Raw genomic sequence first — 22871 nt, forward strand, 5'->3', positions numbered from 1 at the left:
TTATTGATTTGAATAATAGAACCACTATTACTTGCAATCAATGCCTTGCCTAAATCGCTTTTAATTCCAACGACGCTCGCATCTTGAGGTGGTTTGGGTATTTATACAAGAGGCCAATATTGTGGATATTACCCCGTTTTTAGCAAAGCATCAGCTACCCCTTAAATATCAATATTTAAGTGAGCAGTATTTTGCTCCGTTAGCTGAAGATATTCTTCGTTTGAAATCAACAGAGCGGCCCATGCTGGTGGCCATAAATGGTTGTCAAGGTTCAGGAAAATCTACCTTAGCTGACTTTTTAGTTACCTGGTTTAATTGTAATACTACGTTTAACAGTGTTGCAGTATCGATAGATGATTTTTATCACAGCCGCGACCATCGCTTACAACTAGCGAAAGATGTTCATCCCTTGTTTGCAACGCGTGGTGTGCCAGGTACACACGATACAGCCTTAATGAAACACACTTTTAGTGAATTATTACAAGGTAAAGCCGGTGTTTCGCTGCCTCAATTTGATAAGCAAACAGATGATCCGATTGAAAAATCATTATGGCCGGTCACCGATCAGCCTATAGACATCATCATTTTTGAAGGCTGGTGTGTAGGCAGCGAAGCGCAGCAGCCGTATCAATTACATCAACCCGTGAATGAATTAGAAGAAAAAGAGGACAGTGACGGGATTTGGCGCCGTTGCGTGAATAGCTGTTTAGCTAACGAATACCAAGAAGTATTCGCCATGATTGATTACACAGTGATGCTAAAAGCGCCATCGTTTGCAGATGTCTATGGCTGGCGGTTAGAGCAAGAACAAAAGTTATTAAATAAAAAAGGAGCGGGTAAAGGCACCTTTGATGAGCAGCAATTAGTACGCTTTATCTCTCACTTTGAACGTATTACCAGAGAAAACCTCATTCATTTACCAGATCATGCAGATGCATTACTAACGTTAGATAAATCACGTGATATTGCGTCAATGAAATTACGCGCCGATGACACATCGATGCCGCTTATTTTTACTGATTTAGATGGTACATTACTTGATCATAATGATTACCACTGTGATGAAATTAAACCGTTTTTAACTGAACTAACCAGTGCGGGTATTACCGTGGTGTTTAATACCAGTAAAACCTTTGCTGAGGTAAACGCATTACAAAAATCATTAGGGCATAACCAACCTTTTATAATTGAAAACGGCGCCGCAGTTTACATTCCTAAGTTTTACTTTGACCTTAAACCAATAGGGTGTGACGAACTTGATGAGCATTGGCGTTATGCATTATCACCTAGCAGCAAACAATTACAGCACGAGCTACAAACGCACGCTCACGAGTTTAGTGCTTATTATCGTTTATTTAGTCAGTTATCTGTGCAAGAAGTGAGTCAAATCACCGGCTTGAGTGTTGAACAAAGTGAACTTGCGCGTATTCGTGAATATTCTGATCCATTGTTCTGGCAAGGGACAGAGCAGCAATTACTTGATTTTTTAGAAGCAATAAAGCCACTTGGGTATGAAGTATTGATTGGCGGGCGTTTTATCCACCTTAACCGTGGAACTAATAAAGGCATAGCTCAAAATTGGCTACTTAATCAATTTAAGCAGCATTATCGCTATTCGTTTACCACCATTGCATTGGGAGATAGTCAAAACGATATGGCGATGCTTGATGAAGCCGACATTGCAATTTTAATCAATAACCCAGCAAGTAAAGCAAAAGCCAAGTTAGCGCAAAAACCTTGGTTACTCAGTGAACATCCCGCACCGCAAGGGTGGATCGACGAAGTATCAGATTTAAGTGTTATCAAAGCGCAACTAGCGTCCAAACAGGAGCAATCACATGGCTGATTTTTACCAAAATGGCATCATAACCACATTACATAATATTGCTGATCGACCGCTTGAAGATCTAGAAGCTGAACTGCTTAGTTTTTCAAAGCAGCGGCCAATGGGTTTGATCTTACCCTCACTTTACAGTGAGCTTGAAGGCTCAGCGCTACAAAATATCGTTAAAGAACTAAAACATGTGCCTTATTTATCACAAATTACAATTGGGTTAGATAGAGCCGATGAAAGCCAGTATCGCCATGCGTTGCAATTTTTTGCTGAGCTTGGCCAACATCACCGCGTTTTATGGAATGAAGGGCCGCGTTTGCAAGCGCTTGATAAAGAATTGCAAACGCTAGGCGTTGCACCACGAGAGCTTGGTAAAGGGCGCAATGTTTGGTATTGCATGGGTTATAAATTAGCGACCGCAAAAGTTGAGTCTATCGCCTTGCATGATTGTGATATTTTAACGTATGACCGCAGTTTATTAGCACGGTTAATTTACCCTGTTGCTCACCCACGTTTTAACTATGAGTTTTGCAAAGGGTTTTACCCGCGTACGGCGGACGGTAAAATTAATGGCCGCGTTTCACGCTTATTAGTAACACCGCTTTTACGCTCCTTTAAAACCATTTTAGGCAGCACTGATTACTTAGAATACATGGATTCGTTTAGATACCCATTGGCAGGTGAGTTTTCGTTTCGCCGTGATGTATTAAACGATATTCGCATTCCCAGTGATTGGGGCTTAGAAATTGGCGTATTGTCTGAAATGTATCGCAACTACTCACATAACCGCCTCTGCCAAGTTGATATAGCGGATAACTACGATCATAAACACCAAGCACTGTCACTGGATAATCAAGCGGCTGGCTTATCAAAAATGTCGATTGATATCACTAAAGCGCTGTTTCGTAAATTAGCCACGCAAGGGGTAACGTTTACCACGGAAACTATTCGCTCACTTAAAGCAACCTATTATCGTATCGCGCTGGATTTTATCGAAACCTATCATAACGATGCCATGATGAATGGCTTAAAACTTGATATTCACCAAGAAGAAAAAGCAGTCGAAATGTTTGCGCAAAACATCATGAATGCTGGGCAGCACTTTTTACAGCACCCAATGGAAGCGCCGTTTGTGCCAAGTTGGAACCGTGTTGCATCAGCAATGCCAGATGTTTTTGCGCGCTTAGAAGAAGCGGTAGAGCTGGATAATAAAGAATTTTCATAACGATATTAGAGCAGAAAAGACGGATAAATAATAAAAACTTTTATAAACAACGGGGTAGGGTAATGAGTAAGGCGTTATTTGAGCAGCGGGTTGAACAACACCTAACCAGTATATATGAGGGGGTTGACTTATGTATGAGTATCGATGCGCTCGCAAGTATGTTGATCACTACTATGTTAAGGGATGACCCAGTGCGCGACCCAACGCCCCATAAAAATCGTTGGGATCAGCAAGATGTTATTTTGATTGCTTATGGCGATTCAATTATGCGCTATCGCGATGCTGATCAGGCGGTTGCCGTGCCGAGTGAACCGCCGTTACATACTCTGCATCGATTTATGAAAAACCAATGCGCAGGAACGATTAACGCGCTGCATATTTTACCATTTTACCCCTATAGCTCCGATGAGGGGTTTTCGGTAATGAACTACGTGCAGGTGAATGAATCTCTAGGCAGTTGGGATGATATTCAAGGTATTGCTCAAGATGTTAAGCTAATGGCTGATTTAGTGATCAATCATTGCTCTAGTCGCAGCCGTTGGTTTGAAAACTTCATTCAAGGCAAAGAGCCTGGGCTCAGCTACTTTAAAACAGCGAGTCTAAATGACGATCTATCCCAGGTAGTTAGACCAAGAACATCGCCGTTACTTAATACAGTGCAAACGGCGCTAGGGGAACGCCATGTTTGGTGCACATTTAGCCCAGATCAAGTCGATTTAGACTTTGCCAATCCATTAGTACTTAATGAGTTTGTCGGTATTATTCGTCATTATCTTGATAATGGCGTAAAGATATTCCGTCTTGACGCAGTGGCATTTTTGTGGAAAGAGCTGAATACCTCATGCATTAACTTAGCGCAAACACATGAAGTGATCAGATTGCTACGAACGTTAATAGAGCATATAGAGCCAAGTGCAATAATAATTACTGAAACAAACATTCCAAATCGTGAAAATTTATCTTACTTTGGCAATGCCAATGAAGCCCATTGTATTTATAACTTTTCATTGCCTCCTTTGTTATTACATACCTTACTCAGTGGAGACAGTAAAGCACTCAAGCATTGGATGATGAGTATGCCGCCAGCGCAAAATGGTACTGCCTACTTTAATTTTATTGCTTCTCACGATGGAATTGGCCTTCGTCCTGCTGAAGGGCTACTCGACGAGGATGAATTGGGGGAAATGGTTAATACGGTTAGTCGCTTTGGCGGAAAAGTGTCAATGCGCACTGCCAATAATGGCACCAGCTCACCCTATGAACTTAATATTGCGCTATTTGATGCTTTACAAGGCACACACAAAGGCGTGGATAAGTGGGGGTTACAGCGTTTCACCTGTGCTCACGCTATTATGTTTGCTCTTGAAGGTATTCCAGGACTTTATATTCACAGCTTACTGGGTACCACCAATGATTATGATCGCTTTGAAAATAGCCTGCATAACCGCTGTATTAATCGTCATCGTTGGCAAGAGTCCGCATTGTTAGAAAAGCTTGCTGATCAATCAAGTCATCATTATCACGTGTTTACTCAAATTAATAACTTACTAGCTATTCGTAAACAGCAAGACGCCTTTCACCCAAATGCCACGCAATTTACCTTACATTTAACTGGCGCCTTATTTGGTTTTTGGCGTCAAAGCATAGACCGTAGGCAGAGTGTTTTTTGTGTTTATAACATTAGTGATGAACCGCAGACTTTGCTGTTCGCGGATCTGAATTTAATTGATACCGAGCAGTGGTTTGAACTTATTTCTGCACAGGAAATTAATCAGGGGCAACAAAGTATTGAGCTTGCGCCTTATCAGCCGCTGTGGTTATCGAATAGAAAATAGTTAGCGAGTTTAGTGAAAGCGGCACAGTTACTGTAAAGGGCTGTAAATCCCCTTTACAGTGTTATTTATTAAGGGCTTTGGCGAGGTTATCTACTGTAAATGGCTGCGGATCTGTGGCCATTCTACTAAATTGAGCAAAATCAATGTTAGCTAAATCAGTTTCATTTATGTGCTTTACAAGTGATACAATTTCAGCATTAAGGTTATTGAAGATGGCCAACGATGAATGATTTAGTGAAGTTTGAGTTTTTCCATTATGATGATCAGCGATATTAATGAGTGCATAGGCGCCTAATAACACATGGCCACCCAATGTTATATCCAACGCTTCGATACCTTTTGGTGCAGAGTCCCAATTCATCCCACCAACAATGACCTTATGTGCACTATTGTGCGCTTGTAATGCCCTTTTTGCACCAAACCCAATAGCATCATTGGCGCACCAGATAATATTGATCTCAGGAGCAAACTCCATAAACGCTAACGTTTTTACATAGCTTTCTTGTTCAGACCAATTGGCAACCTCTTTTCCAATAAAGTTTATATCTTCATGTTGCTCAACAAATTCAGTTAGGCCTGCAGCACGTTCTACCGATGCAGGCGTTGTATAATCACCGATAAGAGCGAGTATATTAGCTGGTTGAGTCGATGTTGTTGTGTGTTCTATAAGCAACTGTTGTGCTAGAGTTTTGCCTGCAGAATAATTATCTGGTATGACACTGCCAATAATATTAACGCCTTCACGTTTTAACGATATAAATTTTCCGATAGCAGGTCGGCTATATAAAAAATAAATAGGGATATTTCTAGTATTTAATTTTGCTAAGTATTTACTGACAACGCTTTTTTCATCGACCACAATTAAATAGTCGGCTTGTCTTTAATTGCCTGGCTAATAAGTTCTTTCATTAAGATATGATTACGATTCGCGTATTTTATGTGCAAGTTTATATCTAAGTCATCCGCCGCATTGCGCATAATCTTAGATACTTTGAACCAAAAGTTACCAGTTGTATTTATTTCATCAGATGAATCTGCAAACCCCGGATTTACAAAGGTAATGTTTAATTTGGCAAAGCTAGAAGGGCTAATTATTAAACACAACAAGAAAATCAGAAATTGTTTTTTTAATCTTCGCATTCGTTCTAAACCCAAAACACTTCACATCATCAAAAGCGAATTCTAACACAAAATTAATTTTAACCACACTTGGGGTAAGGTTATATTCATAGCTGCTGGAGTGTATAATGATTTTTCATCTTTTTGAGCTGTAACTATTAGGATTATTATGAAAGTATTTTTGTGCCTTGTGGCACTGTTTTGCGCCCCGAGTATATTGGCTAGCGACGATTTTGACCTTGAAGCTCATATGAAAAACATGGGACTTGCTTATAAACACAGTGTAGAAGCAACTCAACTACCTGAATTTAATACTGCGATCGATGAGTTTATTACCTTGGTTAAACGTAGCAAATCCGCGACGTTTCACAAACAAGCCGAGCAGTCACTGCAAGGTTTAGATAAAGTGATTGCAAAAGCGGAATTAGCTAAAAAATTGGCTAATGAAAAAGGCTTGGCAGCAGCTAAAGGGCCATTGAAAGCCATTGATGGTTTACGTAAGCAATATCATAAACTGCATGAGCCACCAGGTTTTTGGGAATTGCTATTCAGTAAGTAAAGTACTGTGTGCGCCTTAAGATAGGCGCACACAGTTGTATCAGAGATCTATTAACGACCTTTCTTTTTCATACCTTGCACTGCTTTAAAACGTGGATTGTCTTTACAGATCACAAACACACGTCCTTTGCGCTTAACAATTTGACAACCAGGACGGTTTTTCGCACTTTTCAATGAACTTAAGACCTTCATACTTATTTGCTCCCTAAGTTTTTAAAGCGACGGTTGAATGCGGCCACACGGCCATCAGTGGTTACAGATTTTTGCTTGCCGGTATAAAATGGGTGCGAATCACTTGACACATCAATAGGGACGTATGGGTAAGTTTTCCCATTAAGCTCAATGGTGCGTTCCGTTTTAATTGTTGAACCAATAAGAAAGTAACTATCGGCAGCCGTGTCATGAAAGGCAACGGTTTGGTAATCAGGGTGAATATTAGGTTTCATAAAAAGCCTTTTACTAAAAAGTTTATGTTATGTGATAGTATAACGGTAATTTATAGTAAATAGGAATCCTTTGCAAATACTATTTTAAGCAGGCAAAAAAGTAGCGAAATGATGCTAATTTGGCCAACTTAACTAAAAAATAAGCAGTCAGATCAAAAAAACTAGCTATTGATAATTAGCCTGTTATAAATAATATGTAACCGCGTTAAGGAAGCAAATAATAATGAATGAACCTACTCAAGAACACCCTACTGAGCAATGCCAAGAAATCGATCAAGGTGTGATGGAAACATTGCGCTCGCGAGACCACAGTGTATTGGCGCAACAAATAGATCCGTTAAGTTGTACGCATAACGATATTGTGGAATTACTTGCGCAATATTTAGCATTAAGTGAGCAAGATGATGATGAAATTTTTGATGCGTGGTTTGATGGCTTAAATAAAGCGCAGCATACCGTATTGAAGGTTTTTGAAGTATATCGCGGCCAGTTTGAACATCAAGAGTAACTTTTACATATTGGATAAATTGCCTCTGAGTTAATCTTTATCAGGCAATTTGTATTCCTTGCTATTATTACCGATCCAAATGCTGCACTTTTAGCTGTTATTGAACAGCTGGGAGTAATGAAACTCATTGAAATCGCGTTGTCAGTGGCCACTGGTTATTTGTTTGAAATTTAAATTTAGCCTGGTTTAAATTTAATTGTCGGCATCATTAAGTTTAAATTTTTTAGGCGCACACCCATACCAGCGTTTGAAAGCTCGATTAAAAGAGCTTTGTTCATTAAAGCCAAGTATAGCTGCAATTGCCCCCAAACTGTGACCTTCAACCAATAACTCATAACGTCGTTTTCGTTCTTGATCGCGCAGCTGTGCAAACGTACAGTTTTCATTTTTTAACCTTCGCTGCAATGTCCTTGGGGTTAAATTTAATGCATTGGCAATGCGTTGTTGGTCAACCCCTTATAAGTCTTGTTTGCTCATTAAAATATTTAATACACGTTGTGATACCAATTGCACGGCTTGAATATCGGCTAATTGCTCTTGCGATAGTTGCACTAAGGCGTGGTGCATTAGTGGGTTATCACTGGAAAATTTAAACTGCAAATAATCATGTGGGAAATCAATCTTATTGACAGTCATGCCGCCTTTAACGTCACAACCAAACCAATCACTTAATTGCTGTAACTGTTGCTGAGTAAACGAGTGCTCTAAGTGTAAACAGCTCGGGGCAAGATGCGGATCTAATAGATGTCGTACCACAGCGACCCAAGCTGTCATATTGCGAAGAACCACCTGCTCTGAACACTGTTGATTGGGTGTCCAACATATTGTTGCAACCTCAGTATTGTGGCTAAATTTGGCTGTGCCAATATCCGCAACTAGGGTGTCGTAGTGTAATAAAGAATCAATAGCAGCAGCTAAATCACGGCTAGATTTAATTAAATAGCTGAAGTTGTACCCATGAGTGTCGCCTAAAGACAAAAACTTGTCACTTTACCACAAGTCTGCCAGCAATATTCCCGTTATGTTAGTGCTAATAATTGGTTAAAGGTGTCAGTTAGTTTATGTGATTAACTGTGATGCTAAATTTTGGCCGCCTATGATCATTATTGGTTTTGAACCAACATTTTTGCTCATGATAGTTGCGATTAACTTAGCCTTTCAGTTTTTTGTACATACTCAGATAGTTGGTAAGTTAGGATGGCTTGAGCATATTTTTAATACGCCTTCACATCATCGCGTGCATCACGCCATCAACAAAGGTTATATAGATAAGAACTTTGCCGGGGTATTAATCGTGTGGGATAAACTCTTTGGCACCTTCGCAGCAGAGCGCGACAAAGAACAAAACCAGTACGGCATCATAGGCCATTGCGACAGCGTAAACCCTTGGACGATAAGCGTGATGCAATGGCGGATAATGCTAAAACAACTACAAGCAGCAACAAATTTTAGCGAAAAGAGCAGGGTGTTATTCGGTTACCCGAGCCATCGAATAAAACCCAGTGAAAATGACGAATAGCTCTATATTTATGAAAGGCTGAAAAGTGCCATGAGTAGCCGTTGATAACCCCTGAGCCTATTTTCATCATTGCAATTTAACAAGTGCTTCTTGTTCACCTTGATATAAATACACTGGGACGATTTCATGTTTCCCATTGTTTTCTCTAAGCTGAAAGTAATTTTCAGTACACTCATAAGAGTACGAGTTGTTTTCCCGAGGGATGATTTTTAGTTTATCTTCACCTTCATATTGCGAATAAAGTGTACCTTTTTCAAATGAAATTTTTAAAATTTTTGAATCGGAAGATCGATAACTTCCAACTAAAGATGCTGCTATAACCTTTGCTTTTTGACTATTTACTGGCCTAGGGGATAAATTTAATTGTAGTGCTATCATGTCTAATAAAGCGGGACCAGGGTGTTTTGTGTCAATGTTGGTTAACGCTGTAGCGGTTAAATCTTCATTTGGGAAATAGATATGCCAAGCAAAAAAACCGGGAACCTGACCTTGGTGGCTAAAGCTATCTAATCCATTTATTTGGTATATATCTAAGCCATATCCATAATTTACATGCGCATTATTATCTAATAATGCATTGGAAGTCATTAGTTTATAGCTTTCTTTTGAAATTACATGCCCTGACTTTAATGCATTTTGCCAAAGGTGCATATCACTAAGTGTCGAAGCAATAGCGCCCGCAGAATAGATCCAACTACGATCAACATTCCATCGCCTTTCAGTTGACTCTTGCGGATTAAGATACTTTTTAGGTTCATTACGACTAGTCGTGTAGCCGTTTACTTTCCCGGCTGATGTTCCTCTAGTAATAACAAAAGTATTATCCATTTTCAGAGGGTTAAAAAATGTGTTGAACATGAACTGGTCATATGGAGTACCAGAAGCAATTTCAATGACTTTTCCCAATAAGACGTAACCCAAATTTGAATAACTATATTCTTTACCAGGCTCTGAGTTAAGAGGTTGTTTACTTATACTTTGTATAACTTGATCAATAGAAGCATATTTATCATAAACTTTACTAACTGAAGGGTCTCCTAAGTAATCTGGTAGACCAGAAGTATGGCTTAAAATTCTATCGATCGTTAAATACTTATATTCAGGGTTAATATCAGGAATAAATTTCGCTAATGTATCTTGTAACGATAGTTTTTTTTCTTCCGATAGTTTCAAGATAGCTACAGCAGTAAATGTTTTCGTGACAGAGCCTATTTGAAATATATCATCTACATTGAGAGGTTTCTCAGTGCCAATATTTGCCAAACCAACTGCACCACTATAAATATGTTTACCTGACTGTTCTAACCTAACAACCATGCCAGGGGCTTCTGAAGAGTTATGGCACTGCATTAATTCAGCAAAGTTGTGTTGTTGTGCAACAGCTTTTATTCCATACATTCCTACACAAAGACAAAAAAATATATTTTTTTTCATAAATTATGTTCCCTTAATCATCTAAAAAACCTGCAAATAAAAAACACGAATAGATTACAGGTGTAATCATTACTATTGCATGTATAATAGCTGTTTGCAATTTAATAAATAAAAATAATATTATTCAATGGTTTACTTGAATTTTAATGACTGTACATTTGATCAAAATGGCCAAGAGAATGTAACAGCTTTATCAGAGGTCACTTTTTCTATCTTCACGTGGTGGTGTTCTTATTTTAGTATTTTCTATTAATAGTAAAAGGGTAAGTTATTGCTAATTATAAGTATTATTAGAAGTGGAGGTTGTTTTTTATATAAAAACTTCCTTTATCGTATAACTTAGGTGGTACGAGGTAAATTAACTAGCCACTCAATGTCTGTTTTCGCTCGCTGCCGACTATCAGCAGAGTGCCATTTTCGGTCATTGAAAAAGAAAGTGGCAAAAGGCAAGACGTGATATTGCGCGATTTCATGATTTCTTCTTGTAGAGTCAATGAGCCTCGTGTTTCCAGTTACACTTGGCTTGGTTGAAAATTTATAATCTTGCAGGTCGACTACTCCTAACCTTCAAGCAACCTATTACTGTTGTTTATCAATTGAATACTAATTAGTTAAAAGGTAGACAGAAATCGGTTCTAATAACGATAAGAACCGATTGTGATGATTAGTAAGAGTCGGCTAGTTATGGAATTGATTGATAGTTAGCCCGCAAACTTTACCTTTTAGCATGACTACTTAATATTGCCATTTAACTGTGAAACTAATGTTTTGAGGTTCGCCATAATTCGCGTAATCAATATTAGCCCAGTAAGTTTCGTCAGTTGCATTTGTTATGCTGAGTGTAGAATTCCATGATTTATTAAAACGCCAGCTGGCATAAAGGTTAATTAGCATATAGGCATCTTGCTGGTAATTAACTCCTTCAGCTTCCTGAGGGTGGCTAACACCATAACCGATAGTTTCACTTTGCCAATTAACGCCACCACCGATATTTAAATTATTTAGCGAACCAGTAAACTGATAATGCGTTGATAATTGTACTGAGTGCTCAGGCAAATTGGTCCAAATACGATCGTTTTCATTACGTGTGGTATCGACGTAAGTGTAGCCAGCATTTATCACCCAGCCATCACTAAGGTGGCCGCTTAAGCTCATTTCTATCCCTTTACTTTCAGTTCCATCGATACCTTTATACGCTGAACTTCCATCTGGTAGAGAATAATCAGGTTGGGTTAAATCCCTGACAGCATAATTATTTTGCTTAGTATTAAATACTGCGACTGTTGCCAATAGTTGACCGTCAAAAAGATCACTTTTGATGCCTGCTTCAAGATTGCTGCCAAGCACTGGTGATAGTAAATTGTTATTTTTGTCTTTGTAATTCTGCGGCGTAAAAATATCTGTATAGCTGGTGTACAGGCTAACTGCTGGTGTTAGTTCATAAACAACACCAAGGTAAGGAGTCACTTCATTAGTAACTTTATAGTCGCCGGTTGTAGCTGTATAACTAGCGTTAGTATCGTAATTATCAGTGCCAGTTTCCCAATTACTGATACGGGCTCCTCCGATCAATGATAAGCTATCGGTTACCCGAAAACGCGTTGCCGCGTAAAAACCGAATTGATCTGTTTGACTGATTCGATAAGCACCTGTTGGAGAATAACTCGGGATCGGTGCTTCACCATCGTAATTCCAAGCATCCGTTACTGGGTAAGACCAATTAGATAGTGAGGTATAGCTCAGACTTGTTGATTCTACACGGCTGATGTTAGTGCCGAACATTACATCATGCTCACGACCAAAAATATCGTAACTACCTGTTAAGTAAAGGTCTAAGCTGTCACGAGTGTCTTCACTTGAACCTGCAGCAGCTCTGAGTATGACGCCTTCGCCAGTAACACGATCAGGAAAACCAGAAGCATAGACGCGTAAATTATCAACGTCACCCTCAGTGCGATTAAGTGCGCCGCGCAGTGTCCAGTAGTCGTTAAAATGATGTTTAAGGTCTGCAAATAAGGTCGATGACTCACGTTGCCACTTAGTCCATTTTGGAGCGTAACTGGTTGTTACCGGTAATTTTGCCTCTGTGCCATCAGCTGCAAAGATAGGGATGGTTCCCCATGTGGTTCCTACTGGGTTGTTATCTTGGTTTTGATAGCCAACGGATACTGTGGTATTACGGGTTATGTCTGCTTCTATGATACCCATCATAGCCGTTTTATCTTCTTGGTAACGGTCTAGATAATTATCTGAGTCTTGGTAAGCGACAACAAACCGGCTTCGAACACTTCCATCTTTGCTAAGTGGTACAGAAACATCTGCCACACCACGGCGTCGATCCCATGAACCAATACTAGCTGATAATGAGGCATCAAACTCTCGCTCGGGTCTTTTACGGATCATATTGACGGTAGCGGATGGGGAGCCAACACCACTTAACAGGCCATTAGCCCCGCGAACAACTTCGACTTGTTGATATAAAGATGTATCGTACTCTTGATTGGTTGAGCCACTGAAAGTGGGTATTCCGTCCACTTGAAAATCAGTAATTTGAAAACCGCGTGCAAAATACAGCGGACGTTGGCTATCATAGAGGGTAACATTGACTCCTGTTACACTCAGCATAACATCGTTAATATCAGTAATACCGCTTAAGTCCATCATTTCACGTGAGATAGTACTAACAGATTGTGGTAATTCTTTAACAGTCAAAGGAATACGTGTTGGGTTTTGACTGCTTAATTGTGCTACTTTTACCTCTATCACTTCGATATCTTCGTTCGCAAACACTTGAGTCGTCAATGTTTGGCCTGTTAACACCATGGTAATTGCTAATGATAATGGCCTAAGGTTGTAATGGGTTTTCACTAAGTCTTTTTTAAGCTTGGTGCTCATGTTGAATGACATATACATCTATTTATTTAATTCCGTTTTAAGTAATTGCTAATGGTAATTGTTTTTATTTACAGCACTATACTTGAGTCTGGTATTTTGAGTCAAGCGAGGGAGGGAATAATTCAACTTGAGGCAAGGTTCAGCACTTTTAATAGGGATTTATGTTTATAGATCTTAGTGTGTGGCAGTGGCTACTTGACTGGTATTATTTAAATAACCGGTTTAGAAAAGCGAGTCTACAACGCTGCGGTTAATGATATTATGTAAACAATGTTGTAGATAGATCACAAAATAACGTCATTCTGCTATGGCATCATTGGGATGATTCTATATGGTTGTAATTTAATAAGAAAAAATAATAGGCACGATTTGTTTCATATGCGTGTTTTAATTTGCTCTTCTTCAAAACACATATTCAGAGTTCTTGGTTACACTGTTATTAACCTTCCTATTGCGGTTAGGTTGACCGAAGGTGCCATGCCTAGCACCTTTCTTCTCGCACCTGTTATTTTCACTTAACCGACAAATCATATTTAAGCACCAGTGCATCAATATAGCGGCTGCGCAGGGTGTGCTGTTTTTCATGCTCTGCGCCGTGGCTTAGTGCGCGATTTAATAGCTTCATGGCGGGGTGCAGTTTAGTGCGCTCTTGCTGATTGAGCCCCGCTTTAGTGCGCAACTCTGTGATGTCGTCAACGATTAGGCGGCCAATATCAACAGCGACTATTTCGTCAATTAGGCCGTTTTGCGTTAATGAACCGTATTTGCTGCATAAAAATTGTTGCCACACTTGTTGCAGGTGTTCTTCTATTTCACAGCCAAATAATTCATCACTAAACTCAAAACCTTGCTGAGCAAGTTTACTCAGTGCGGTCATGTATTGTTGGGCAAAATAATCAAAGGCGTGACTCGACGAGGTGATTTTTTGTTTGGCCAGCCCTTGCCCCCAGTTTACACAGCCTCGAGGGTAGTAATCGTCGTATTCTTCACATTCATACAGGCCAGAAAATGAGCTGCAACTTAATTGATTTTTAATGCAATAGCTGGGTTTAGGGAATAAGCCACTGTCTTGCCAATGCATTAATGTATCTTCATCAATTGCTAGAGCCTGACACAACTCTTCGCTGTGATAAAAGTGGGTTGCTAAAAATCGTGATAAACGCATAAAAGTGCACTCAAAGTTAAAAAATAAAGATACTGTTTATTTATACAGTTATTTATTTTGGACTAAGCCACTTAACAACACAAGTAATTTAATTAATTAATCATGCAAGGCTCGGAAAACGGCTACTTTTATGTTACAACTACGGCAAGTTTTTTTAAGAATAATTTTTTATGCGCAGTCTAGAACAAATTAAACAAGCAAGCCTTATTACCGCGATCAAAACACCATATTTAACCAGTGGTGAAATTGACTTAACTACCTATGATTTTTTAGTTGAACAACAAATTGCCGCGGGTGTTGATGGTATTGTTGTTGGTGGTACCACAGGTGAAGGCCAGTTAATGAACTGGGAAGAGCATTTAATGCTGATTGCGCACAGCGTTAATAAGTATTCAGATAAGTTAATCATTGTCGGTAATACGGGTAGCAATAACACCCGTGAAGCAATCAAGGCCACTGAATACGGTTTTGCCAGCGGTATGGATGCAGCACTGCAAATTAATCCCTATTATGGTCGTACTTCTATTGCGGGTGTGAAAGAGCACTTCAAACGCGTACTGGCAATTGGTCCTGCATTTATTTACAACGTAGCAGGGCGCACAGGTCAAGATTTAACCCCTGATATTATTGAGCCGTTGGCACAACATGAAAACTTTATTGGCGTAAAAGAGTGCGGTGGGAATGAGCGTATTAATCACTACGAACAACAAGGGATTGCCTGTTGGTCTGGTAATGACGACGAAGCACACGATGCCCGTCATACGTATAAAGCACATGGTGTGATCTCGGTGACGTCTAATTTAATTCCGGGTTTGTTCCGCGAACTAATGGATCAACCTAACGCACAATTGAATGAGTCATTACAGCCATTAATGAAGTGGTTATTCTGTGAGCCAAACCCAATTGCAATCAACACTGCCTTGATGATGACAGGCGCTGTTAAGCCAGTATTCCGCTTACCCTATGTACCGCTTAATACAGAGCAACAAATCCAAGGGGTTGAGCTAATTAACGCATTGTCGGTTACTGACTTTGTGGGTTCCACAGCAAAATCATTGCAACAAGATGAATTAGTAATAGGCTAATTCACCTTGTTGCTATAAATAAAAAAGTCACCTTTGGGTGACTTTTTTGTTTTTATTCAAGGTTCATAATAAGTTACGTTGTATTAAGCTAGCGCATTTTGCATCATTTGACTTAATTTTTTCTCTTGCTCAGCTACCTGCTCAAGCTTTATGGCTATATCCTCAAGGCTAATATCACTGCGTTTTTTACAGTATTTTACTGCCAGCATGGCAAATTCACGCCATGAATCACCGACTTGCGTTGTGTACTGGGCACATTCTTTTAAGGCGGGTGTGTTGGTTTGCTCGCTTGCTTGTTCTAAAAAGCTGGCATACATAAATCTGAAGCCCGCACCACCTGTGCCAATTTCTTCTTGCATGCGAACAATATGCGCTAAGTAAAGTCGTGCATGTTTAGTCGGTTTTTTATCCAACTGACGTATTTGTTTTGCCATGTGGCGAATGCCTTTTAAGCCGAAATAAGGCAACACTAGACCATTCATCATTTTAGCTGTTTTTTTAATAGCGGGCTTTATAACAGGGGTTAGATCGATTTGTGATGGTACTGAACGAATAACATACATTAAGCCTTTGGCTGCGAGTGCACCTTTCGCGAATCGTGCATTCTTTAAGTCATCAAAGGCACACGTAACAGGGTGCTCAAATACGGGATCGCTAATTAAATATTCACCTTGCTCAGTCTTGCCATACACAATAAGGTTATGAGCATTAAAGTGAAAACGCATGTCTTCAGGAAAGTAAGGTAACCAATATACAGAGCTCTGTAGGCCCACTAAATTACCTTTAGCTAACTCGTCATCAAGGGCTTGCATACCAGCCTCTGGGTTAGAGAATTTACGACTTTCAAGTGCAATATTAAGCTTATTACAAACCTTTTTGATGATGGTTTTTGGTGGCATGCGATAAGCAATTAATGGCATGCCGCTTATTTTTACAAAGGGTAAATAAGCAAAGGTAAGCGCAGAGGCAAGACCGAATGCCATAGGCTCAGTCATTGCTATGCCTTTACTTTGTAACAGGGTTGCAACGACGCCTGTTTCGCAGTGCGAAGATTGCTGGTGGTTTATAGGTAATATAATGTCGGGCATGAAGGGTTCATTATTCTGATGGCAATGAAAACAATACGTCACGGCTAACTTTTAGCGTGTCGCAATAGCGATTAATTTTTTTTGCTGGTAGACGAGCAAAAATAGCGGGGCGTAAATGACGTTTAACTTGCCATTGAAAAAAACCTGATGCAGCACTAAGGCTCGCTATATCAAAACGTCTGGCGAGCATGTGATAAGCTAAAGGTGATACTTCACCACGACGAGCTTGCGCAAGTGCTTGTGCTGTTTGCTCATTTAAATCATCAACAGCAAGTTGGGTGGCAAAACTTTCGACTTCCCAACCTGAAGATTTTACGCCTTGATAATGACCACTTTCATCAACGGCATAAAGCAATTTATTTTGGCCTTGGTAGCTTTTGCTGTTGTCCTGAGGTACTTCATCTTTTTTCATGGTGTTTGCAACCTAGTTACTAACAACGGTTAATTGCATAAAGGCACTTGAAAAACGGCCACTTTCTGGCACATAACATAGTAATTTTTGGTTGCTAGTTAATTGCCCTGACTTAAATAGCTCATCCAGCATTATAAAAATGGATGCCGAACCCGTATTGCCTTTCTCGGTTAAATTAGTGAACCACTTTTCATAAGGAATTTGAAAATCGATGTTATTTAACCCATCGAATAATCGTTCACGAAAATAGCCAGAAGAGTAGTGCGGTAAGAAAAAATCGTACTCGGTGGCTTTAATGCCACGTTTTTTTACTATTTTGCTCAGTGCATCTTCTACCGTGTATTTTACAATGTTTTCATTAAGCAGTTTAACGTCTTGTTTAACAGATAAAATCGATTGCTGTTCTCGCTCTTGAGAGTCGTAACGTGTCCAGCTTTTAAGTTCACCATCTACTTTTTCAGCGCCAGCGTACATGCAGGCTTCGAGTTGGTCGGCGTAAGAAACAATATCAATCCAATCAATTTTTAATGATAGGCCAACTTTGTTTGCTTTATTACTGAGTAACGCAGCCCCGGCACCATCAGATAACATCCAACGTAAAAAATCTTTCTCAAAGGCAATTTCAGGCTTTTGATTAAGCATCTCGACTTTGTAGTCACTTTCGGCGCTGAAATTGCGAGAATGCATAACATTAGAGGCTAATTCACTAGCAACAACTGCGCTGTGCTCACTTTCCCCCGCTTTTACATTGAGATAGGCATATTTAAGCGCTGTCATTCCGCATAAACAAATACCCGCAGTAGAGACGACTTCAAGGCTTGGGTTTTTAAGTTCGCCATGCACCATCACACCGTGATTAGGCATTATTTGATCTGCCATTGAAGTGCTAGCAACTAAGCAATCTAATTGTTCAAGCTTAGTGCTGTTATTTGTAAATAAGCCACGAACAGCAGCCGCTGCTAATGATGCATTGGTGTAATTATATTCACCCGTGATAGGGTCAATCGCGTAAAATCGATTTTTTATTTGGTTACTACGAAGAATAACCGGTTTGGCACGTGAACGTTGCCCGCCAACCTCACCTAATACGACTTCCATTTCTTTATTACTTACTGGTTCATTAGGCAGCACAGCATGTAAGTTGTTTATGTATACAGCATTTTCCATAACGTACAACTACTCTCCTGATGGCTCGGCAAAATAGGCTTTTTGCTCGGCAATTCTTTTTCTAGTTAAGGGGGAAATTAATTTTTTTATTGACGCTGTGATAGGGACTACAGTGATAATTAAAGTCAGCAAAAATAGCACATAGATCAACAGCCCACAACTGCGGCGGGTTGAGTGCATTGGGCCTAGTGTACTGAGGATTTTACTCCAAATCTTAAAGCTATGCTGTCCAACGCGCTCACTGGCGATAAATCTTTCATTTACTTTTACAGCCCCCAACCCTTTAAGAACAGGTTGCTGCAATGTTTGTTCAGCGGATAATGCGTTCAATGCATTTTTAATAGCAATACCAAAGCGACTAGCGGCTTTGATTTCATGTTCAGCTACACCTGCTGCAGGTACCCATGATACCGATTTCTTTTTACCACTGAACATCCAAAGAGGAGTGGCTAAAAAGCTAAAACCCGAACCGCACTCGTCACTCAATACTACGTTATCGATTAATTTTGCGTTTACAGCTTTAAGTAATTGCTTCATTTTTTCTTGTGCGCTGAGCCACATACCTCGACAACCAATAACAGTAATAACGGGTTTATCATTTAGTAGTTTAACCGCTTGTTCAGATTGCATGAAGGATGATATTGGCAGTGAAGGCGACAGAAACCACACTTGATATGTCAAAATGATTAAATCGTAATCATCATGAGCAGGTTCAACTATATCCATTGGTTGTGGGGTCATTTTCACACATTCAGGAAATATATGGAAAAAGGTTAAAAACGGCCACGGAAACGGGAAAGGGGTACTCGGTTTTAAGTTGAGATAATCAACGGTAATTTCACCATCCGCTTGCAGAGGCGCTACAATAGAGTCTGCAATTTGAGTGAGCTGGCCCGTTTGAGAATAATGAATAACGAGGACTTTACGCATCCTTTTACCTTTTCTAACTTCCTAAAAGTCCGCTATTATACCTACATCTGGGTATGCAAACCATAGAAAGGAAGGTTTAGATTATGAAAAAGTGCATCATTTTAGTGACAGTTTGTTTGTTTTATTGCCACACCGGGGTCGCTAACAGTCAGCAATCTTTAGTAATGTCATTCGCTAAATTTAAACAAGTCACTGGTACTTTACATTACCAAGTACTTGATTGCAGTGATACTAGTTTAGAGTGGGATGAATTACCCAGTGTCGTAACCGATGAACTTGCTATCACTGACCAGTTACATGAACAGATAGTTGAGCTAAATTCAGGCACTTACTGTGTGCGTTTTTTCCAAGACTTAAATAGTAATGAAAAATTAGATTTAGCAGCAAGCTCTATACCTAAAGAGCCTGTCGGGTTTTCAAATAATCCTAATTTAATGTTTGGCCAACCTTCACCAAGCGATAGCGCATTTTCGTTAACCACAGATCTGCACTTAAACATTAAAGTTAATAACAAAAAACGCCGCTAATTTAATACTTGCGGCGTTTTTAAATTTAAGTGATACGGTTTATTGTAGCTTGCTTGCAATGCTAGTTAAATCAATCGTTCCTGCTTGATAGTATGGACCCTTGCCGTCAATATCATCAGGGCAATGTTTTCGTACAGCACGGATAGGGCTGTTTTCTTCGGCATCTTCAATTAAGGTTTTATAACGTCCATTTTTATCTGTCGCTAAACCTTTACAAATCCACGCGAGTGTATCGTATTGGTGCTGTTGGCCTGTTTTGTAATATTGTGCGAAATACTCAGCCAACGTATCGCCTACTTTTTGCGAAGGAATGCCTGTTGCGGTATATTTTTGAGCAAGCATTTTAATTTCTATTAAGTTGCCACTGGCAATATCAAATAATGTTTTATCTTCGCCTGTCAGCGAAGAACCAACTGTTTTTGGGGTTGTTCGAATACTTGCTAAATCAATAGTTCCGGCTACGTATTGAGTTACTTGCGTCGAGGGGAGGATTCTTAAAGACTTTTTAGCGTATTTACGTACTTTTTTATGGGCATCACTTTCAACTATCGCTGACAGCAAATCACGGTAACGTGGATTGCCTGTTTCGCCAAGAGCACGGCATGCCCAGGCAATGGTGTCTAATTGATATTCTGGCGCATTAAGGTAGTTTTGTGCAACGAACTCAGCAAGCACATCGAGTACTTCAGGGTTAGCATTATTATTTGCCACAATTGATTGTGCGGCTTGTTTAATTTCGGTCAAATCACCCGACGCTAATCGGTCATAATCACGTTGCTCGCTCGTTGTTAAAGCGAAAGCAGAACTTGATAAAGTAACTAAACTTAGGCCAATCAATAGTGGCTTTAATGAAAACATAACGGTTCCTTGTATAAAATATAATGTGAATAAAAACAGAGTCTATTACCTCCATCATAATCTTGGCATTGCTATTCAACAAGGCATAATTAATAACTTTTGCATATTAATCACGCTGATATGTAAAAATCCGCGGTAATTTTTGCAGTCATAATTAAAGCTTGTTATTCTGGCGCGGTTTTCCCATTGTTGTGTTGTTTGTATGTTATACCGCCGTTTATTTACACCTTTTCAGCTAGGCTCAACTACATTAAAAAATCGTGTGGTTATGGGCTCTATGCATACAAATTTAGAAGAGCTCCCGCAGGGGTTTGAACGCTTAGCGGCGTTTTATGGTGAACGTGCAAAAGGGCAGGTTGGTTTAATCATTACCGGCGGGATCTCCCCTAACCCAGAAGGTATACTTGCGCCAAATAGAAGCGTACTTGACTCTCAAAGTGGTGTTGCGCAGCATCAGCTCATTACCGAAGCGGTAAAACAGCACGGTACAAAAATTTGTATGCAAATATTGCACGCAGGCCGTTATGGTTATCAGCCACAACAGGTTGCCCCTTCAGCAATTCAAGCACCTATTAGCCCCTATACACCAAAAGAGTTAACAACCACTGAAATTGAAAAGCAAATTACTGATTTTGTTAATTGTGCAAAACTCGCCAAACAAGCAGGTTATGATGGTGTTGAGATCATGGGCTCTGAAGGTTATTTAATTAACCAGTTTATTGTTAAAGCAACCAACAAGCGTACAGATGAATGGGGCGGCAGTTACCAAAATCGTATACGTTTTGCTATTGAAATAGTAAAACGAGTACGCGAGGCGCTAGGTGCCGAGTTTATTTTAATATTTAGATTATCCCTTGTTGATTTAGTTACTGATGGCAGTACTTTTGATGAAGTGCTAGAGCTTGCTCATGCGCTTGAAGGTGCAGGCGTGGATATGCTCAATTCAGGAATAGGCTGGCATGAGTCACGTATTCCTACAATTGTAACCAGTGTTCCAAGAGCCTTATTTTCATCACTAAGCCAACGCTTAAAAGCGGCAGTATCAGTACCCGTTATAACGAGTAATCGTATAAATACGCCTGAAGTTGCTGAGCAACTGCTACAAGATGAACATGCTGATTTTATCTCAATGGCGCGGCCGTTTTTAGCTGATAGCCAATTTGTAGCCAAAGCAAAAGTTAATAATAGTGAACAAATAAATACTTGTATTGCCTGCAATCAAGCCTGTTTAGACAATATTTTTGTCAATTTGCCCGCCTCTTGTATCGTTAATCCTCGCGCCTGCAATGAAACGTTAATGCCTATAATAAAGGCAGTTCTAAGTAAGCAGATAGCCATTGTGGGAGGTGGAGCTGCAGGCATGGCGTGTGCTATTTATGCGGCAGAGCGAGGCCATCAAGTAAGTTTGTTTGAAAGTAGTAGTGAACTGGGGGGGCAGCTTATATTAGCTGCCAATGTGCCCGGCAAAGAAGAATTTAAAGAAACATTACGGTATTTTAAAAGCCGTTTAATGAGCCTCAACATAGAGGTTAAAATGAATGTTCAAACAGATGTTGCCACTCTATCACAGTATGATCACTGTGTGATTGCTACGGGTGTGAAAGGGTATACGCCCAGTATTGTAGGGGTAAATCATCCTTGTGTTGTTGGCTATCAAGCTGTATTAGACGGTACAGCGTCTATCGATGGTCGCGTTGCTATTATTGGTGCTGGTGGCATTGGTTTTGATGTTGCAAGCTATATAACAGGTGCAAAATTACAAAAAAACACTCAACCAGCTGATCTCGTTTTTTCCAAGCAGTGGGGTATTGATTTAACGGTTACCTCACCTGGTGGTGTGATCAGTAAGCAGATGAAGAAAAGTGCCGTAGATGAGCTCCCTCAAGTGTATCTACTTCAGCGTAAGTTGCGTAAACATGGGGCCGATCTTGGTAAAACAACAGGATGGATCCATCGTGAGCATTTGAAACATCAAGGTGTAAAAATGTTGGCTGCGCTAAGCTACGAAAAAATTGACGAGCAAGGGTTACACATTAGTGTACGCAACCGAGAGCGGCTGTTAGCGGTTGACCACATTATAATTTGTAGTGGTCAGGAGTCTGTATTGCCGCCTTACCATAAACTACTGGATGAATTAACCATACCAGTAAGTTATATTGGTGGCGCATTAACCGCTGAAAAGTTAGATTTACAACGTGCTATTGGCGAAGCATTTAACCTTGCGCAACGATTATAATTAAAATAAAAAGACACGGAAAGTATTACA

At 39.8% G+C, this 22871-nt stretch carries 23 protein-coding genes; 9 read left to right on the plus strand and 14 right to left on the minus strand.

Annotated elements, in window-relative coordinates; translation table 11 throughout:
- Nucleotides 1-103: 103 nt before the first annotated feature.
- The 3 genes from NDQ71_RS20120 (at nucleotide 104) to NDQ71_RS20130 (ending at nucleotide 4894) form a co-directional block, all read left to right on the plus strand.
- Nucleotides 104-1846, plus strand: a complete 1743-nt coding sequence (locus NDQ71_RS20120) for an HAD-IIB family hydrolase (RefSeq protein WP_192541505.1) — start codon at nucleotides 104-106, stop codon at nucleotides 1844-1846.
- Nucleotides 1839-3059 (plus strand): hypothetical protein, encoded by a 1221-nt coding sequence (locus tag NDQ71_RS20125; RefSeq protein ID WP_064665063.1) that lies wholly within the window; start codon nucleotides 1839-1841, stop codon nucleotides 3057-3059. The genes NDQ71_RS20120 and NDQ71_RS20125 overlap by 8 nt, the downstream gene beginning before the upstream one ends.
- A 62-nt stretch (nucleotides 3060-3121) precedes the next feature.
- Nucleotides 3122-4894, plus strand: coding sequence for a sugar phosphorylase (locus tag NDQ71_RS20130; protein ID WP_301563021.1), 1773 nt, complete (start codon nucleotides 3122-3124; stop codon nucleotides 4892-4894).
- A 61-nt stretch (nucleotides 4895-4955) separates the two neighbouring features.
- Here the strand turns inward: NDQ71_RS20130 and NDQ71_RS20135 are convergent, their stop codons facing one another.
- Both NDQ71_RS20135 and NDQ71_RS20140 read right to left on the minus strand, forming a co-directional pair.
- On the minus strand, nucleotides 4956-5753 hold the full coding sequence (locus NDQ71_RS20135; protein WP_301563022.1) for a substrate-binding domain-containing protein: 798 nt from the start codon (nucleotides 5751-5753) through the stop codon (nucleotides 4956-4958).
- 2 nt (nucleotides 5754-5755) lie between these two features.
- Nucleotides 5756-6034, minus strand: a complete 279-nt coding sequence (locus NDQ71_RS20140) for a hypothetical protein (RefSeq protein ID WP_301563023.1) — start codon at nucleotides 6032-6034, stop codon at nucleotides 5756-5758.
- Between the two features lie 148 nt (nucleotides 6035-6182).
- On the opposite strand from NDQ71_RS20140, the gene NDQ71_RS20145 reads away from it, so the two are divergent.
- On the plus strand, nucleotides 6183-6572 hold the full coding sequence (locus NDQ71_RS20145; protein WP_192541496.1) for a cytochrome b562: 390 nt from the start codon (nucleotides 6183-6185) through the stop codon (nucleotides 6570-6572).
- A 50-nt stretch (nucleotides 6573-6622) separates the two neighbouring features.
- Here the strand turns inward: NDQ71_RS20145 and ykgO are convergent, their stop codons facing one another.
- Both ykgO and NDQ71_RS20155 read right to left on the minus strand, forming a co-directional pair.
- Nucleotides 6623-6763 carry a type B 50S ribosomal protein L36 gene (gene ykgO, locus NDQ71_RS20150; protein WP_016706761.1) on the minus strand — a complete coding sequence of 47 codons (141 nt, stop codon included), beginning with the start codon at nucleotides 6761-6763 and terminating at the stop codon, nucleotides 6623-6625.
- Nucleotides 6764-6765: 2 nt separating this feature from the next.
- The gene (locus NDQ71_RS20155; protein WP_192541495.1) at nucleotides 6766-7017 is read right to left on the minus strand and encodes a type B 50S ribosomal protein L31; all 252 of its coding nucleotides are present in this window, start codon (nucleotides 7015-7017) and stop codon (nucleotides 6766-6768) included.
- A gap of 223 nt (nucleotides 7018-7240) precedes the next feature.
- Between NDQ71_RS20155 and NDQ71_RS20160 the strand changes: the two genes are divergently transcribed.
- Nucleotides 7241-7525, plus strand: coding sequence for a hypothetical protein (locus NDQ71_RS20160; protein ID WP_192541494.1), 285 nt, complete (start codon nucleotides 7241-7243; stop codon nucleotides 7523-7525).
- A gap of 192 nt (nucleotides 7526-7717) precedes the next feature.
- Here NDQ71_RS20160 and NDQ71_RS20165 read toward each other — a convergent pair whose 3' ends face one another.
- Nucleotides 7718-7930 carry a helix-turn-helix domain-containing protein gene (locus NDQ71_RS20165; protein WP_192541493.1) on the minus strand — a complete coding sequence of 71 codons (213 nt, stop codon included), beginning with the start codon at nucleotides 7928-7930 and terminating at the stop codon, nucleotides 7718-7720.
- Between the two features lie 51 nt (nucleotides 7931-7981).
- A complete protein-coding gene (locus tag NDQ71_RS20170) occupies nucleotides 7982-8503 on the minus strand; it encodes an AraC family transcriptional regulator ligand-binding domain-containing protein (protein ID WP_192541492.1) in 522 nt (173 codons plus the stop codon).
- A gap of 118 nt (nucleotides 8504-8621) precedes the next feature.
- Between NDQ71_RS20170 and NDQ71_RS20175 the strand changes: the two genes are divergently transcribed.
- A complete protein-coding gene (locus NDQ71_RS20175) occupies nucleotides 8622-9044 on the plus strand; it encodes a sterol desaturase family protein (protein ID WP_192541491.1) in 423 nt (140 codons plus the stop codon).
- A 66-nt stretch (nucleotides 9045-9110) separates the two neighbouring features.
- On the opposite strand, the gene NDQ71_RS20180 is transcribed toward NDQ71_RS20175, so the two are convergent.
- The 3 genes from NDQ71_RS20180 to NDQ71_RS20190 all read right to left on the minus strand — a co-directional run bounded on the left by NDQ71_RS20180 (nucleotide 9111) and on the right by NDQ71_RS20190 (nucleotide 14538).
- On the minus strand, nucleotides 9111-10478 hold the full coding sequence (locus NDQ71_RS20180) for a serine hydrolase (protein WP_192541490.1): 1368 nt from the start codon (nucleotides 10476-10478) through the stop codon (nucleotides 9111-9113).
- 735 nt (nucleotides 10479-11213) lie between these two features.
- On the minus strand, nucleotides 11214-13373 hold the full coding sequence (locus NDQ71_RS20185) for a TonB-dependent siderophore receptor (RefSeq protein ID WP_225736565.1): 2160 nt from the start codon (nucleotides 13371-13373) through the stop codon (nucleotides 11214-11216).
- A gap of 511 nt (nucleotides 13374-13884) precedes the next feature.
- Nucleotides 13885-14538, minus strand: coding sequence for a DUF6058 family natural product biosynthesis protein (locus NDQ71_RS20190; protein WP_064665051.1), 654 nt, complete (start codon nucleotides 14536-14538; stop codon nucleotides 13885-13887).
- Between the two features lie 170 nt (nucleotides 14539-14708).
- On the opposite strand from NDQ71_RS20190, the gene dapA reads away from it, so the two are divergent.
- Nucleotides 14709-15623, plus strand: a complete 915-nt coding sequence (gene dapA, locus NDQ71_RS20195; protein WP_301563024.1) for a 4-hydroxy-tetrahydrodipicolinate synthase — start codon at nucleotides 14709-14711, stop codon at nucleotides 15621-15623.
- Between the two features lie 83 nt (nucleotides 15624-15706).
- Here the strand turns inward: dapA and NDQ71_RS20200 are convergent, their stop codons facing one another.
- Genes NDQ71_RS20200 through NDQ71_RS20215 form a run of 4 tightly spaced genes read right to left on the minus strand, consistent with a single transcriptional unit; the run spans nucleotide 15707 to nucleotide 19220 of the window.
- Nucleotides 15707-16711, minus strand: coding sequence for a BtrH N-terminal domain-containing protein (locus NDQ71_RS20200; protein ID WP_301563025.1), 1005 nt, complete (start codon nucleotides 16709-16711; stop codon nucleotides 15707-15709).
- Nucleotides 16712-16721: 10 nt separating this feature from the next.
- Nucleotides 16722-17123: a hypothetical protein gene (locus NDQ71_RS20205; RefSeq protein ID WP_192541487.1), complete on the minus strand. Its 402-nt coding sequence runs from the start codon at nucleotides 17121-17123 to the stop codon at nucleotides 16722-16724.
- Between the two features lie 12 nt (nucleotides 17124-17135).
- Nucleotides 17136-18290 carry a beta-ketoacyl-ACP synthase III gene (locus NDQ71_RS20210; RefSeq protein WP_192541486.1) on the minus strand — a complete coding sequence of 385 codons (1155 nt, stop codon included), beginning with the start codon at nucleotides 18288-18290 and terminating at the stop codon, nucleotides 17136-17138.
- A 9-nt stretch (nucleotides 18291-18299) separates the two neighbouring features.
- The gene (locus NDQ71_RS20215; RefSeq protein WP_301563026.1) at nucleotides 18300-19220 is read right to left on the minus strand and encodes a dialkylrecorsinol condensing enzyme; all 921 of its coding nucleotides are present in this window, start codon (nucleotides 19218-19220) and stop codon (nucleotides 18300-18302) included.
- A gap of 83 nt (nucleotides 19221-19303) precedes the next feature.
- Here NDQ71_RS20215 and NDQ71_RS20220 point away from each other — a divergent pair, with 83 nt between their 5' ends.
- Entirely contained in the window at nucleotides 19304-19747 is a 444-nt protein-coding gene (locus tag NDQ71_RS20220; protein WP_192541484.1) for a DUF2141 domain-containing protein, read from the plus strand.
- Nucleotides 19748-19786: 39 nt separating this feature from the next.
- Here the strand turns inward: NDQ71_RS20220 and NDQ71_RS20225 are convergent, their stop codons facing one another.
- Nucleotides 19787-20605 carry a HEAT repeat domain-containing protein gene (locus tag NDQ71_RS20225; protein ID WP_192541483.1) on the minus strand — a complete coding sequence of 273 codons (819 nt, stop codon included), beginning with the start codon at nucleotides 20603-20605 and terminating at the stop codon, nucleotides 19787-19789.
- A 277-nt stretch (nucleotides 20606-20882) separates the two neighbouring features.
- Between NDQ71_RS20225 and NDQ71_RS20230 the strand changes: the two genes are divergently transcribed.
- The gene (locus NDQ71_RS20230; RefSeq protein ID WP_301563027.1) at nucleotides 20883-22841 is read left to right on the plus strand and encodes an FAD-dependent oxidoreductase; all 1959 of its coding nucleotides are present in this window, start codon (nucleotides 20883-20885) and stop codon (nucleotides 22839-22841) included.
- Nucleotides 22842-22871: the final 30 nt, after the last annotated feature.

Source organism: Pseudoalteromonas sp. KG3, from assembly GCF_030436385.1.
GTDB classification, from domain to species: domain Bacteria; phylum Pseudomonadota; class Gammaproteobacteria; order Enterobacterales; family Alteromonadaceae; genus Pseudoalteromonas; species Pseudoalteromonas prydzensis.

Excerpts from the sequence above, each read along its gene's own strand:
- NDQ71_RS20185 (WP_225736565.1), bottom strand. The coding sequence starts at position 13,373 with ATGAGCACCAAGCTTAAAAAAGACTTAGTGAAAACCCATTACAACCTT.
- NDQ71_RS20210 (WP_192541486.1), bottom strand. The coding sequence starts at position 18,290 with ATGGAAAATGCTGTATACATAAACAACTTACATGCTGTGCTGCCTAAT.
- NDQ71_RS20220 (WP_192541484.1), top strand. The coding sequence starts at position 19,304 with ATGAAAAAGTGCATCATTTTAGTGACAGTTTGTTTGTTTTATTGCCAC.
- NDQ71_RS20125 (WP_064665063.1), top strand. The coding sequence starts at position 1,839 with ATGGCTGATTTTTACCAAAATGGCATCATAACCACATTACATAATATT.
- NDQ71_RS20190 (WP_064665051.1), bottom strand. The coding sequence starts at position 14,538 with ATGCGTTTATCACGATTTTTAGCAACCCACTTTTATCACAGCGAAGAG.
- NDQ71_RS20205 (WP_192541487.1), bottom strand. The coding sequence starts at position 17,123 with ATGAAAAAAGATGAAGTACCTCAGGACAACAGCAAAAGCTACCAAGGC.
- NDQ71_RS20155 (WP_192541495.1), bottom strand. The coding sequence starts at position 7,017 with ATGAAACCTAATATTCACCCTGATTACCAAACCGTTGCCTTTCATGAC.
- NDQ71_RS20175 (WP_192541491.1), top strand. The coding sequence starts at position 8,622 with ATGATCATTATTGGTTTTGAACCAACATTTTTGCTCATGATAGTTGCG.
- NDQ71_RS20225 (WP_192541483.1), bottom strand. The coding sequence starts at position 20,605 with ATGTTTTCATTAAAGCCACTATTGATTGGCCTAAGTTTAGTTACTTTA.
- NDQ71_RS20230 (WP_301563027.1), top strand. The coding sequence starts at position 20,883 with ATGCATACAAATTTAGAAGAGCTCCCGCAGGGGTTTGAACGCTTAGCG.
- NDQ71_RS20140 (WP_301563023.1), bottom strand. The coding sequence starts at position 6,034 with ATGCGAAGATTAAAAAAACAATTTCTGATTTTCTTGTTGTGTTTAATA.
- dapA (WP_301563024.1), top strand. The coding sequence starts at position 14,709 with ATGCGCAGTCTAGAACAAATTAAACAAGCAAGCCTTATTACCGCGATC.
- NDQ71_RS20180 (WP_192541490.1), bottom strand. The coding sequence starts at position 10,478 with ATGAAAAAAAATATATTTTTTTGTCTTTGTGTAGGAATGTATGGAATA.
- NDQ71_RS20160 (WP_192541494.1), top strand. The coding sequence starts at position 7,241 with ATGAATGAACCTACTCAAGAACACCCTACTGAGCAATGCCAAGAAATC.
- NDQ71_RS20215 (WP_301563026.1), bottom strand. The coding sequence starts at position 19,220 with ATGCGTAAAGTCCTCGTTATTCATTATTCTCAAACGGGCCAGCTCACT.
- NDQ71_RS20200 (WP_301563025.1), bottom strand. The coding sequence starts at position 16,711 with ATGCCCGACATTATATTACCTATAAACCACCAGCAATCTTCGCACTGC.
- NDQ71_RS20145 (WP_192541496.1), top strand. The coding sequence starts at position 6,183 with ATGAAAGTATTTTTGTGCCTTGTGGCACTGTTTTGCGCCCCGAGTATA.
- ykgO (WP_016706761.1), bottom strand. The coding sequence starts at position 6,763 with ATGAAGGTCTTAAGTTCATTGAAAAGTGCGAAAAACCGTCCTGGTTGT.
- NDQ71_RS20130 (WP_301563021.1), top strand. The coding sequence starts at position 3,122 with ATGAGTAAGGCGTTATTTGAGCAGCGGGTTGAACAACACCTAACCAGT.